Origin of the sequence: Streptomyces griseorubiginosus (assembly GCF_017614965.1) — a bacterium.
Lineage (GTDB): Bacteria > Actinomycetota > Actinomycetes > Streptomycetales > Streptomycetaceae > Streptomyces > Streptomyces griseorubiginosus_B.
This window is the reverse complement of sequence record NZ_WVUG01000025.1, coordinates 18,993-31,249: the sequence shown is the minus strand read 5'-3', so window position 1 is coordinate 31,249 and position 12,257 is coordinate 18,993. Positions and strand designations below refer to the sequence as shown.

Sequence of the window (12,257 nt, the reverse complement as noted above, 5' to 3'; positions counted from 1 at the left end):
CTCCTGCCGGCACCGGCCGGCGACTACGCGAGGACTGTTCGACCGATAATGATCATCTCTTCCGTACGACGACGAAGTCGGCGAGCGCCGCGAACCGGTCCCGTACCGGGTCGGGCATGTCGATGGCGTTCAGGGCCTCCACGGCGACCGTGTGCTGGCGGCGGGCCTCCTCGGCCGTCCACTCGCGGCCGCCAGCCTTCTCGATGAGGGCGGCGCGGGCGGCGAACTCCTCCTCGGAGAAGTTCTCGAAGTCGCTGCTCTTGGCGTCGGCGGCGAGGATCTCGCCGAGCCGCTCGGAGGCCGGGCCGCCGGCCGCGAGCGCGGCCACCACCGGCAGGGACTTCTTGCGCTGGCGCAGGTCGCTCCAGGTCTGCTTGCCCGTGGAGACCGGGTCGCCCCAGATGCCGAGCAGGTCGTCGACGGCCTGGAAGGCGAGTCCGAGGTGGTAGCCGTACTTCTCCAGCGTGTCCGCGGTGCGGTCGTCGGCGCCGCCGAGCACCGCGCCGATGGAGGAGGCGCAGGCGAGCAGGGCGCCGGTCTTGTTGCCCTCCATCTCCAGGCACTCCTCGACGCTGACGCGGTCGCGGTGCTCGTAGGAGATGTCCTGGGCCTGGCCGTCGATCAGCGCGCGGGTGGCGGTGGTGAGGCGTCGGGTGGCGCGGCCGGCCTCGACCGTACCGAGTTCCAGGAGGACCTCGTTGGCGAGGGCGAACAGGGCGTCGCCGACGAGGATCGCCTGGGCGGGGCCGTGCACCTTCCACACGGTGTCGCGGTGGCGGCGCTGTTCGTCGCCGTCCATCAGGTCGTCGTGCAGCAGGGAGAAGTTGTGGACGAGTTCGACGGCGACGGCGCCGGGGATGCCGACCTCGGGCGCGGCGCCGGTGACCTCGGCGGACAGCACGGCGAGGGCGGGGCGCACGGCCTTGCCGCCGTCGCCGTCGGCGGGGTTGCCCTGCGCGTCGATCCAGCCGAAGTGGTAGGCGGCAACGGTGTCCATGGGAGGGGCCAGACGGTCCACGGCCGCCCGCAGTACCGGTGTGGCAAGGGTCCGGCCGCGCTCCAGGAGCGCGGTCACGTCCACTGCGGTCGCTCGATCGGCCGTCTCGGCCGGGGGCACAGTGGGCACAGTCTCTCCTCTTGTTGCGGTACCGGGGGTGCGGGGGCCGCCTGCCGCATGCTGGTCGAGCATCAGGCCGCCTCCTCGAACTCGAAGAGGTGGCGGGGGCGGGGCCGGCCCAGGGCGGCGAGCGCGGCGTCCGCCGCGCTCACACCGCTGCGGACCGCACTCTCCATGGTCGCGGGCCACCCGGTGGCGGTCCACGCTCCGGCCAGGTAGAGGCCGGGGGCTTTCGTACGGGCGCCGGGCCGCAGCCGTCCGACGCCGGGGGTCGGAGCGAACGTCGCCGTGCGCTCCCTGGTCACGAAGAAGTCCCGCACCACGGCGCCGCGGGCACCGGGAAGCAGTCGCTCCAGTTCGGGCAGGTAGCGCTCGCGCAGTGCCGCGACCGGTTCGTCGATCTCGTCCCGCGCCGCCGACTGCGACAGCGCGAGGTACTGGCCCTCGCGCAGCCCGGAGGCGTTGGTGCGGTCGAAGACCCACTGCACCGGGCTGCCGAGGGCCGCGAAGAAGGGCTTCGTGAGCACCTTGCGGTCGTAGACGACATGGACGTTGAGGATCGGCGCGGTGCCGATGCGCAGAAGATTTTCCGGAGCGTCGAGCGCGCCCTCGGGCAGCAGGTCATGCGCCTCGCGCTGGGGTACGGCGAGCACGACCGCGTCCGGTGTGAACGTCTCGCCGGGAACCTGAACGCGCGGGTTCCCGTTCTCGTCAGTAGAGATGGAGGTGACGCGTGTACGGACCTCGGTACGCACGCCCGCGGAGTCGAGCGCCTTGCGGGCCAGCCGGTCGTGCAGTTCGCCCAGCGGGACGCGAGCCCATCCGATGTCGGCCGCTCCCGGGTCGGACAGCAGACCGGTCTTGAACACCATCGCGGCGAGCCCCAGCGAGGCGTCGCCCGCGACCGCGTTGAGGGTGGCGACCCCGACCAGGTCCCACAGGGCCTCGACGGCACGCGCCGACTGACCGTGCGCGGTCAGCCAGGTGCCGAAGTCCTGCGTGTCCAGGGTCGGATCGGCGAGGTCGAGCCCCTTGAGCGCGAGCGCGGCACGGCCCACTTTGGCGCGCTCGGCGAGCGAGAGATGCGGATACGTCGCCAGGCTGCGCCCCAGATGCAGCGGCACCGGCAGGGCGTCGCGCCGCAGCCTGCCCAGCCGCCGTCCCTCGGGCTTCGCGAGGTCGAGCACCGGCACGTCGAGACGATCCTGCAGCGGTGCGAGCGCCGTCGCCTCGATCCGGTCGAGGAACCAGCGGTAGGCGGTGCAGCAGCGCAGATAGACGTGCTGTCCGTTGTCGACGGTCAGGTCGCCGCGCTGGAAGGAGAAGGCGAGCCCGCCCAGGCGCGGCCTGCCTTCGAGCAGGGTGACGCGCACGCCGGCGTCGGCGAGGGCGAGGGCAGCGGTGATTCCGGCGAGACCGCCGCCGATCACGACGGCGTCCCGCCCGGGTCGTCCCGGGATGTCGGCGACCAGTCCCTCGGACCGCGTGCCGTCGTTCATCGTGCGCCCTCCCCTGCGCGACCGCCGTGGTGGAACCGTGCACGGTCGGCCGTCGCAGTCAGGGACGCCGTCCCCAGGCGGAGGGTTGCGTGCCGCTTTTCTCCGCCCGCATCACCTTGGACCGGATTGTCCATCAGGCGCGCCTCCTGACGGTCCTCCGTGTCACGTTCCGGGCGTCCAGGCCGGACAGCCCGCGCACGGCGACGTAGGCCTTCTCCCGGCCGGGCAGCGAGACCCGGCCGCGCAGCACGGCCTCCGGGTCGCGCTCGATGCGGTCGAGCAGCCGGCGGTAGATGCCGGCCATGGCGGCGACACAGGCGCCGCTGCGCCGGTCGAGCATGGGCAGCAGCCGGTAGCCCTCGGCGAAAAGGGCGCGGGCCCGGCGCACCTCGAAGTGCACGAGGCCCGCGAAGTCGGAGCCCTCCGGCGGGGTCGGGCCGTCGAACCCGGCCGAGCAGCCGAACTTCGCGAGATCGTCGGAGGGCAGGTAGGTGCGGCCGCCCTCGGCGTCCTCGCGGACGTCTCTGAGGATGTTCGTCAGCTGCAGCGCGAGGCCCAGGGTGTCCGCGTACTCCGGGGCCCGCTCGGCGCCGCGCGCCCCCGGTTCCGTACCGAACACGCCGAGCGAGAGGCGGCCGATCGCGCCCGCGACGCACCGGCAGTAGACCTTCAGGTCGTCCCAGGTCTCGTAGGTCTCGCCGCGCACGTCCATCAGCACGCCGTCGATCAGCTCGTCCAGGCCGCCGAGCGGGACCGGGAAGGTCTCGGCGGCGTGCGCGAGGGCGACCGCGACGGGATCGGTGTCGTCCTCGGCGACCTCCCCCTCGCGCACCCGGGTCAGCAGCGCCCGGGTGTCCTCGAGTCTCGCCGCCTTGACCTCGTCCGCCAGGTCTCCGTCGCCGATGTCGTCGACGCGCCGGGAGAACGCGTACAGCGCCGACATCGCGCGCCGCTTCGGCGTCGGCAGCAGTCTGATGCCGTACGCGAAGTTGCGCGCCTGATGTCCGGTGACGGCCTCGCAGTAGCGGTAGGCGGCGAGTACCGGTGCGGACACGTGTTGTTCGAACTCCACGGTCCGGATCACCCCTCTCCTCGCAGAGTCACGCCCACCTCGCGCAGCAGCTGGACCTTGCCGGGCTTGGGCGGGCCGGGAAGTACGTCGTATTCGGCGGCGGCGATCGCGCGGACCGCCGCCCTTCCCCCCGCCACGAACCCCGCGAGCAGCAGCTTCAGCCTGCCCTGGACGCTACCCACCAGGGGAGCGCCTTCATTCAGGAGAACGCGGGCGCGTTCTGCTTCGTATGCGACCAGTGCGCGCACCGATGCGCCCGCGGTGGCCGTGGCGAGATCCGCCTCCTGGACATGGAACCGCTTCATGTCCTCGGCGGGCAGATAGATGCGGTCGCGGCCCAGGTCCTCGGCCACGTCCTGCAGGTGTTCGACGATCTGGAGTGCGGTGCAGATCGCGTCGGAGAGGCGGATCCGCTCGGGCGTCGAGGTGCCGGTGACGGACAGCACCAGACGGCCGACGGGGTTGGCCGACAGTTCGCAGTAGGCGAGCAGGTCGTCGTAGGTCTCGTAGCGGCTGACGAGCTGGTCCTGGCGGTTGGCGGCGATCAGTCCGCGGAAGGGCTCGGGGGTGAGCGAGCGGCGGCGGACGGTGGCCTGCAGCCGGCGCAGGAGGGGGTGGCGGGGTTCCCCGGTGAAGACGCGGTTCAGGTCGGCCTCGAAGGCGTCCAGGAGGAGCAGCCGGTCCTCGGCGTCGGCAGGCGACACGCCGAGCAGCCTGGCGTCGGCGCCGCCGGGGGCGAGATCGCCGTCGCCGATGTCGTCGACGAGGCGCGCGAAGCCGTACACGGCCATGAGATCGTCGCGCCAGGCCCGGGGCAGGAAGAAGGGGGCCACGGGGAAGTTCTCGCCCGCGGCCTTGTCGAGCGTGCCGCGCTCCGTGTCGGGCAAGCGCGACGTGCCGGTTCCCGTCACCGCTCGCTGCCCGGCGCGGGGACGGCACAGGCTGCTGCGTTGAGCTGGGGAGTTTCCGTAGCCATTGCCGTCACATCTCCCGTTCTACACCGCCGACCCAATACACACTATTTCGGACACGCCGCCCGGCCGTCCGTGCGACTGTCCCGCTTGTGGGTGTCGCGCATTATCGCCCCACTTTGCCGCGTTTCGGGACCGGTACAGCTTACGTTGTACAACGCAGCGAGCTTCCCTGGGGTGTCCTGCACATCACAACAACACACCGATTGGTGTCAAGATTCCTAAGGCGAGCCCGAGTTGACGTTTCCTTTGCAGACGCCGGGCCCCGCCGCTGGGGTTGCGGCGGGGCCCGGCGATCCGTCTGACAGTTGTGTCCAGGCGGGAGTGGGCTACTTGCCCGTGAACTTCTCGTACTCCTTGAGGACCTCGTCGGTCGGTCCGTCCATGCGCAGCTCGCCGCGTTCCAGCCACAGCACCCGGTCGCAGGTGTCGCGGATCGAGTTGTTGTTGTGGCTGACCAGGAACACCGTGCCCGCCTTCTTGCGCAGCTCGCGGATGCGTTCCTCCGAGCGCTTCTGGAACTTGCGGTCGCCGGTGGCCAGCGCCTCGTCGATCATGAGGACGTCGTGGTCCTTGGCGGCGGCGATGGAGAAGCGCAGCCGGGCCGCCATACCGGAGGAGTACGTCCGCATCGGCAGGGTGATGAAGTCGCCCTTCTCGTTGATGCCCGAGAAGTCGACGATCTCCTGGTAGCGCTCCCTGACCTGCTCGCGGGACATGCCCATGGCGAGACCGCCGAGGATGACGTTCCGCTCGCCCGTCAGGTCGTTCATCAGGGCCGCGTTCACGCCCAGCAGGGACGGCTGGCCGTTGGTGTACACCTTGCCGCTCTCCGCGGGCAGCAGCCCGGCGATGGCGCGCAGCAGGGTCGACTTGCCGGAGCCGTTGGAGCCGATCAGACCGACGGCCTCCCCGCGGTAGGCGACGAAGGAGACGCCCTTGACGGCGTGCACCTTGCGCACCCCGCGCTCCTCGCCGCGCTTGAGGATGCGGCTGAGGGCGGCGGTGGCGCTGCCCTTGCCGGTCTTGGCGCCGTGCACGCGGTAGACGATGTGCAGCTCGTCCGCGATGACGGTGGGGATCCGCTCCCCCTGCTGCTCGGTGCTCGGCTCAGCCACGGCCGTACCTCTCCTCCGCCTTCCAGAAGTACACGAAGCCGCCCAGGGCGAACAGCGCGGCCCAGCCGCCGGCGACCGCCCAGACGTGGTCGGGCAGGTTCTCGGCGCCGTAGCCGTCGATCAGGGCGAAGCGCATCAGGTCCATGTAGATCGCGGTGGGGTTCCACTGCAGGACGTTCGCCAGCCACTGCGGCTTGTCGGCCAGCATGACGGGGATGGAGAACATCACGCCGGACGCGTACATCCACGTCCGCATCACGAACGGCATGAGCTGCGCGAGGTCGGGGGTCTTGGCGCCCGCCCGGGCCATGATCAGCGCGAGTCCGGTGTTGAAGAGGAACTGCAGCGCCAGCACCGGGACGATCAGCAGCCAGGACAGGTCCGGCAGACTGCCGAAGCCGGCGGCCACCGCGAACAGCACGATCATCGAGAAGAGGAGTTGCTGGAGCTGCTGCAGGGCGAACGAGATCGGCAGCGAGGCGCGCGGGAAGTGCAGCGCCCGCACCAGGCCCAGGTTGCCGGAGATCGCCCGCACGCCCGCCATCACCGAGCTCTGCGTGAAGGTGAACACGAACACGCCCGTCACCAGGAACGGGATGTAGACGTCGCGCGGCAGACCGCGGTTCGCCTTGAGGATCAGGCCGAAGATGAAGAAGTACACCGCGGCGTTCAGCAGCGGGGTCGCCACCTGCCACAGCTGGCCCAGCTTCGCCTGGCTGTACTGCGCGGTCAGCTTCGCCCGGGAGAAGGCCATGATGAAGTGACGGCGGTCCCAGAGCTGGCGGACGTACTCGGCGAGGGAGGGGCGGGCGCCGCTCACGGTCAGCCCGTACCGTGCGGCGAGCCGGCTCGCCGTGAGGCCCTCGTCGGGCGACACGGCCGCGCCGAGGGCGACCCTGTCGTCGTGCGTTGTCTCACTCACTGGTGGATAACCTTCGTCTTCGTGATGCCCGGCCTGTGCGGGCACGTCATCAGCCCGGTACCCCGATGGGGCCCGAACGCTCTCGGGAACGCTCGCTTCCGTGGGATCGAGCTTGTCAGATCACGGGGGGCCGGCCCAGTCGGGTCAGCCGCCACACGGTACGCCACTTCATGGGCCGGCGCGGGCCGCACGGGGTGCTCCAGCCCTCCCGGAACCCGCCGAACCAGGCCCTCAGCGCGGGCCGCGAGGGGCGGCGGACCAGGGTGAGCAGCATCCACACCCCGAGGTAGACCGGGACGAGGGGCGCGGGGAGGTTGCGGCGGGCGAGCCAGACCCGGTTGCGGGCGACCATGCGGTGGTAGACCGCGTGCCGCGAGGGGGCGGTCGTGGGGTGGTACAGCACCATGTCGGACCGGTAGTCGATCATCCAGCCCGCGTCGAGGGCCCGCCAGGCGAGGTCGGTCTCCTCGTGGGCGTAGAAGAACTCGTCCGGCAGTCCGCCGACCTCGGCGAAGACCCGGGTGCGGACGGCGTTGGCGCCGCCGAGGAAGGTGGTGACCCGGGAGGAGCGCATCGGGTCGGCGGCACGCAGCCGCGGGACGTGCCGGCGCTGGGTGATCCCGGTGTCGGGGTCGGCGATGCGGAAGCTGACGATGCCGAGCCTCGGGTCGGCAGCGAAGGCCTGCCGGCACAGCTCGGCGGTGTCGTGGCCCGCGAGGAGGCCGTCGTCGTCCAGGAACATCAATATGTCGACATCGCGACCGCCGGGGCCGAAGGCCTCGATGCCGACGTTGCGGCCGCCGGGGATGCCGAGGTTCTCGGGCAGCTCTATCGTCCGTACGCCGTCCGGGACCTCCGGCACGGGCGAGCCGTTGCCGACCACGACCACCTCGACCGGGTCGCCGTCCTGCTTGGCGACCGAGTCGAGGAGGGCGCGGAGTTCGTCGGGGCGGTTGCCCATCGTGATGATGACCGCGCCGACCTTCATGCCGCTCACTTCAGCCTGCTGGAGGCGAGGATGGACACCAGGTGCAGCAGGGTCTGCAGCAGCGCGATGCCGGCCAGGACGGCCACACCGAGCCGGGAGAAGAACAGGTCGCCGCGCGCCTGGTCGACGACGGCCAGTACCAGGATCAGCAGGGACGCCTCGATGCCGAGGATCAGCCGGTGGAACTTGAAGGCCGCGGCGGCCCGGCGGGCCAGCGCCATGCCGGAGGAGCGCATCTCGGCGGCGGCCTCCTTGACGGGCGGCAGACCGCCCTGGTGCCGGGCGACCTGGACCAGGTCGGTCTCGGCCTTGATCAGGATGGCGCCGAGCGCGGCCAGCGTGCCGAGGAACGCCCACAGCCAGTCGATGCGGCCGCCGCCCCACAGGTCGGCGGCGCGCAGCCCGAAGCCGACGAGCACGGCGGCGTCGGTGAGGTAGGCGCCGACCCGGTCGAGGTAGACGCCGTTCAGCGAGTACTGCTTCTTCCAGCGCGCGATCTCGCCGTCGACGCAGTCCAGCAGCAGATACATCTGGACGCAGAACACGCCGAGCACGGCGCCCGCGATCCCCGGCACCAGGAGCGCCGGGGCCGCGAGCACGCCGAAGACGGTCATCAGGTACGTGAGCTGGTTGGGCGTGACCCTGGTGTTCACCAGGTAGCGGTCGACCCGCAGGGACACCTCACGCATGTAGAGGCGTCCCATCCAGTGCTCACCGCTGCGCCGGTCCTTGACCCCGGCGGGGTGGACGACCGGACGGAGTTCAGCTACCGATGGCCTTGACATAGTCGGCGTAGATGTCCTTGATCTGGTCGGTTTTGAGGTCGAGGTGTTCGAGGATGGTGTAGCGGCCGGGCCGGGTCTCCGGCGCGAACTCCACGGCGCGGACGAACTCGTCCACCGTGAAGCCGATCTCCTCCGGCAGCACCGGAAGCCCGTGCCGGCGCAGCACCTCGGCCATGGCGGCCGACTCCTCGTGCGCGCCCCGCAGGAACATCGCGAAGGCGGCACCGAGGCCGCACTGCTCGCCGTGGGCCGCGGCGCGCTTGGGGTACAGCAGGTCGAAGGCGTGGTTGATCTCGTGGCAAGCGCCGGACGACGGACGGGAGTCGCCCGACACCGACATGGCGATGCCGGTGAGGACCAACGCCTCGGCCAGGACCTGCAGGAAACCGTCGTCTCCGACGCCGCCCGGGTGCCGAAGCACCGCCTCTCCGGCCTGCCGCGCCATGGCCGCGGCCAGGCCGTCGATCTTCTCGCCCTTGACGCGGTTGGCCAGCTCCCAGTCGGCGACCGCGGAGATGTTGGAGACGGCATCGCCGATGCCCGAGCGCACGAAGCGCACTGGAGCCTCACGGATCACGTTGAGATCGATCACGACCGCGATCGGGTTGGGAACACCGTACGATCCGCGACCCGCGTCGTTGTCGAGGGTGGCGACCGGCGAGCACAGGCCGTCGTGCGCGAGGTTGGTGGCCACGGCGACCAGCGGGAGACCGACGCGTGCCGCCGCGAACTTGGCGCAGTCGATGATCTTCCCGCCGCCGAGTCCGACGACCGCGTCGTAACGACCGGCCTTTATGTCGCTCGCCAGCCGGACGGCGTCGTCGATGGTGCCGCCGCCGACCTCGTACCAGGTGGCGCCGGGCAGCGTCGGCTCCAGACGGGAACGCAACCGGGCACCCGAACCGCCGCTGACAGCGATGGCGAGCCGCCCGGACTGCGAGATGCGCTCGTCGGCGAGCACACAGGCCAGGTCGTCGAGGGCACCCGCGCGGATGTCCACGACGACCGGTGAGGGAATCAGCCTCGTCAGTACTGGCACGCGATCTCCCGTCCGCGGGCGAGATCGTCGTGGTTGTCGATCTCGACCCACTTGACGTCGCCGATCGGCGCCACGTCGATCCGGAAGCCGCGGTTCACGAGCTCCTGGTACCCGTGCTCGTAGAACTGCTGCGGGTCGCTCTCCCAGACGGTCTTCAGGGCGTCGGCCAGCTCCGGTGCGGCGTCGCCCTCGATGAGGGTGACGCCGATGTACTCGCCGGTGGCCTCGGCGGGGTCCATCAGCTTGGTGATCCTCGTCATGCCCTGGTCGGGGTCGACGACGACCTTCATCTCCTCGTCTGCGAGGTTCTTCACGGTGTCCAGGGCCAGGATGATGCGCCGGCCCTCGCCGCGCGCGGCGAGCAGGGTCTTCTCGACGGAGACGGGGTGGACGGTGTCGCCGTTGGCGAGGATCACCCCGTCCTTGAGGGCGTCACGGCCGCACCACAGGGAGTAGGCGTTGTTCCACTCCTCGGCCTTGTCGTTGTCGATGAGGGTGAGCTTGAGGCCGTACTTCTGCTCCAGGGCCGCCTTGCGCTCGTACACGGCCTCCTTGCGGTAGCCGACGATGACGGCGACCTCGGTGAGCCCGATCTCGGCGAAGTTGCCGAGGGTCAGGTCGAGCACCGTGATCGAGTCCTCTATGCCCGCGGGCCCCACCGGCACCAGCGCCTTGGGCAGGCTGTCGGTGTAGGGGCGCAGACGCCGCCCGGCGCCCGCCGCCAGCACGAGGCCGATCATGCGGTTTCTCCTTCGTCGTGTACGGCGGGCGCCCCGGCGGACACCCAGAAGCGGATGCTCTCGACGAGCACCACCAGGGCGACGGCCACGGCGAGGACCGTGAGCGCGGCCTTGAACTGCGAGGCGGTGAGCGCGGCGGCCAGGACCGTGACGAGCAGCGTCCGTCCCTCGTGCCCCCCGACGGCGCGCACCAGCCAGGCCGGGGGCGCTCCGGCGTTGCCACGGATGCGGTACACCGTGTCGTAGTGATGGTAGGCGACCGCGGCCACCAGCCCGAAAGCCGCGGGCAGCACTCCGTTCACCCCGGATTCGGCCGCCAGCACCAGGACGGTGCCGTACTCGGCGGCACGCAGGACGGGGGGAACGAGCCAGTCGAGGGCGCCTTTGAGGGGACGGGAGACGGCGACGGCGGAGAGCAGGACGTAGCCGACGGCGGCCAGTGCGGTGGGCCAGGCGGCACCCCAGAGTGCGGCGGAGATCACTACGAGGAGGCCGCCGGCGACGGCAGTGACGGGTGCCGGGACGCGGGGGGCGACCCGTGCCGTCAGTTCGGCGAGCGGCCCGCTGTCCGCGAGGTCCGCCAGCGCCCGCGCGGCCCGGTCGGTGCGCCGTGCCTTGCGGGTCAGGGACCGCAGGACCCGGCCCGCCGTGGTGTAGGTCGCCGCGAACGCGCAGCCGATGAGCAGGGCGTAGAAGGTGATCCGGGGAGTCGTGGCCGCCGTGAGGACCGCGATCATGGCCCAGCGCTCGCCGATCGGCAGCACGATCATGCGCCGTACCCACACCGTCCAGCCGACGCCGTCGAGCTTGTCCGAAAGGGCCGCCGTGGGGCTGGTGTTGGCGGTGGCGTCGTGGTTGGCCTCGTTGAAGGAGAAGTCCACGACGTGCCGGCAGGTCTGCAGGACCATCGCGCCTAGGGCCAACGCCCATACGTCGTCGCCGCCCCGGGCCGCTCCGAGCGCGAGCCCGGCGTAGTACGCGTACTCCTTGATCCGGTCGAAGGTGGCGTCCAGCCAGGCGCCCAGCGTGGAGTACTGCAGGGAGTAGCGGGCCAACTGGCCGTCGGTGCAGTCCAGTACGAAGGACGCGATCAGCAGGAGGCCGGCCGCGACGAACCCGGGCCGGGTGCCGGTGGCCGCGCATCCCGCGGCGATCAGCGCGGTGAGCAGGGAGGCGGTGGTGACCTGGTTGGGGGTCAGACCGCGGCGGGCGCACCAGCGGGCGATGTAGCGGGAGTAGGGGCTGATGAAGAAGGTGGTGAAGAAGCCGTCCCGGGACTTCACGGCCGACTTCAGGCGTACGGCCTCGTCGTCGACGGCGGCGACGGCCTGCCGTGCCTCGTTGCGGTCCTGCGGGTCGGCGGGGACGGTGGCGACCAGACTGCCGAGTTCGGGGTGGTGCACCTCGGCGCCGTCGTCGGCCAGGGCGGTGACGACACGGTCCGGGAGGCTGTCCACGGCCAGGGCCGTGCCGCCGCCGGTGGAGTTCACCGGGGCCAGGGCCGCGCCGCCGCCCGTCGGGCTCTCCTCGGCCAGGGCCCTGACGAGGGCCGCCCGGCCCTCGGGCTGTGCGGTGACGGCGCCGGGGACGGCGGCGAGGGCGAAGCGCGGGTCGGTCAGACCGAGACGCAGGGCGTGCGGATGGCCGACGAAGCGGGCGTCGACGAGGGCCACCCGCTGGTCGTGCGGCGCCTCGGCGACGAGCCGCACGGCGTCGACGGCGTCGACGGCGGTCCGTACGTCGAAGCCGAGGGACCGCAGATCGCCCTCGATCGACGATCCGGGGACCGGCTGACCGGTGAGGATGGCGGTCGACAACCGAACTCACTCCCTGGGTGCCGACGCGGGGCGCCGGTCATGTGCACGGGTGGGGCGCCCCTTGGCTGCACCAGGCGGGCGGCATGTCGGCAGAGGCTATCGGATGCCCGGAGTACGCCGTTCACCGGCCGTTCATGAGCCGATCAACGCCGCCTCCCCCGGCCTTTGCCGCGATCATCATCGGTGATC

The 12,257-nt window shown here is 71.2% G+C and carries 12 protein-coding genes; all 12 read right to left on the bottom strand.

Translation table 11 applies throughout. The annotated features are described in order from the left end of the window. Window positions 1-52: 52 nt before the first annotated feature. The 12 genes from GRC12_RS07750 to GRC12_RS07700 all read right to left on the bottom strand — a co-directional run bounded on the left by GRC12_RS07750 (window position 53) and on the right by GRC12_RS07700 (window position 12,068). The gene (locus tag GRC12_RS07750) at window positions 53-1,117 is read right to left on the bottom strand and encodes a polyprenyl synthetase family protein (RefSeq protein ID WP_208778441.1); all 1,065 of its coding nucleotides are present in this window, start codon (window positions 1,115-1,117) and stop codon (window positions 53-55) included. Between the two features lie 71 nt (window positions 1,118-1,188). Further along, window positions 1,189-2,616, bottom strand: coding sequence for a hydroxysqualene dehydroxylase HpnE (gene hpnE, locus GRC12_RS07745; protein ID WP_208778417.1), 1,428 nt, complete (start codon window positions 2,614-2,616; stop codon window positions 1,189-1,191). Beyond that, entirely contained in the window at window positions 2,613-2,750 is a 138-nt protein-coding gene (locus tag GRC12_RS46895; protein ID WP_368861481.1) for a DUF6380 family protein, read from the bottom strand. The genes hpnE and GRC12_RS46895 overlap by 4 nt, the downstream gene beginning before the upstream one ends. Next, on the bottom strand, window positions 2,750-3,700 hold the full coding sequence (gene hpnD / locus GRC12_RS07740; protein ID WP_208778415.1) for a presqualene diphosphate synthase HpnD: 951 nt from the start codon (window positions 3,698-3,700) through the stop codon (window positions 2,750-2,752). The genes GRC12_RS46895 and hpnD overlap by 1 nt, the downstream gene beginning before the upstream one ends. Continuing rightward, a complete protein-coding gene (hpnC, locus tag GRC12_RS07735) occupies window positions 3,697-4,599 on the bottom strand; it encodes a squalene synthase HpnC (protein ID WP_208778414.1) in 903 nt (300 codons plus the stop codon). Before hpnC ends, hpnD begins: the two co-directional genes overlap by 4 nt. A 389-nt stretch (window positions 4,600-4,988) precedes the next feature. Next, the gene (locus GRC12_RS07730; RefSeq protein WP_208778412.1) at window positions 4,989-5,777 is read right to left on the bottom strand and encodes an ABC transporter ATP-binding protein; all 789 of its coding nucleotides are present in this window, start codon (window positions 5,775-5,777) and stop codon (window positions 4,989-4,991) included. Next, entirely contained in the window at window positions 5,770-6,699 is a 930-nt protein-coding gene (locus tag GRC12_RS07725; protein ID WP_133042082.1) for an ABC transporter permease, read from the bottom strand. The genes GRC12_RS07730 and GRC12_RS07725 overlap by 8 nt, the downstream gene beginning before the upstream one ends. Window positions 6,700-6,814: 115 nt before the next feature. After that, window positions 6,815-7,687 carry a glycosyltransferase family 2 protein gene (locus GRC12_RS07720; protein WP_208778440.1) on the bottom strand — a complete coding sequence of 291 codons (873 nt, stop codon included), beginning with the start codon at window positions 7,685-7,687 and terminating at the stop codon, window positions 6,815-6,817. A 5-nt stretch (window positions 7,688-7,692) separates the two neighbouring features. After that, on the bottom strand, window positions 7,693-8,472 hold the full coding sequence (locus GRC12_RS07715) for a CDP-alcohol phosphatidyltransferase family protein (RefSeq protein ID WP_133042081.1): 780 nt from the start codon (window positions 8,470-8,472) through the stop codon (window positions 7,693-7,695). Further along, the gene (locus GRC12_RS07710) at window positions 8,450-9,511 is read right to left on the bottom strand and encodes an iron-containing alcohol dehydrogenase family protein (protein WP_208778411.1); all 1,062 of its coding nucleotides are present in this window, start codon (window positions 9,509-9,511) and stop codon (window positions 8,450-8,452) included. The genes GRC12_RS07715 and GRC12_RS07710 overlap by 23 nt, the downstream gene beginning before the upstream one ends. After that, window positions 9,499-10,251 carry a sugar phosphate nucleotidyltransferase gene (locus tag GRC12_RS07705; protein WP_208778409.1) on the bottom strand — a complete coding sequence of 251 codons (753 nt, stop codon included), beginning with the start codon at window positions 10,249-10,251 and terminating at the stop codon, window positions 9,499-9,501. The genes GRC12_RS07710 and GRC12_RS07705 overlap by 13 nt, the downstream gene beginning before the upstream one ends. Then, window positions 10,248-12,068 carry a DUF5941 domain-containing protein gene (locus GRC12_RS07700; RefSeq protein ID WP_208778407.1) on the bottom strand — a complete coding sequence of 607 codons (1,821 nt, stop codon included), beginning with the start codon at window positions 12,066-12,068 and terminating at the stop codon, window positions 10,248-10,250. Before GRC12_RS07700 ends, GRC12_RS07705 begins: the two co-directional genes overlap by 4 nt. Between the last annotated feature and the right edge of the window lie 189 nt (window positions 12,069-12,257).

Excerpts from the sequence above, each read along its gene's own strand:
- GRC12_RS07715 (WP_133042081.1), bottom strand. The coding sequence starts at position 8,472 with ATGTCAAGGCCATCGGTAGCTGAACTCCGTCCGGTCGTCCACCCCGCC.
- GRC12_RS46895 (WP_368861481.1), bottom strand. The coding sequence starts at position 2,750 with ATGGACAATCCGGTCCAAGGTGATGCGGGCGGAGAAAAGCGGCACGCA.
- GRC12_RS07720 (WP_208778440.1), bottom strand. The coding sequence starts at position 7,687 with ATGAAGGTCGGCGCGGTCATCATCACGATGGGCAACCGCCCCGACGAA.
- GRC12_RS07705 (WP_208778409.1), bottom strand. The coding sequence starts at position 10,251 with ATGATCGGCCTCGTGCTGGCGGCGGGCGCCGGGCGGCGTCTGCGCCCC.
- hpnE (WP_208778417.1), bottom strand. The coding sequence starts at position 2,616 with ATGAACGACGGCACGCGGTCCGAGGGACTGGTCGCCGACATCCCGGGA.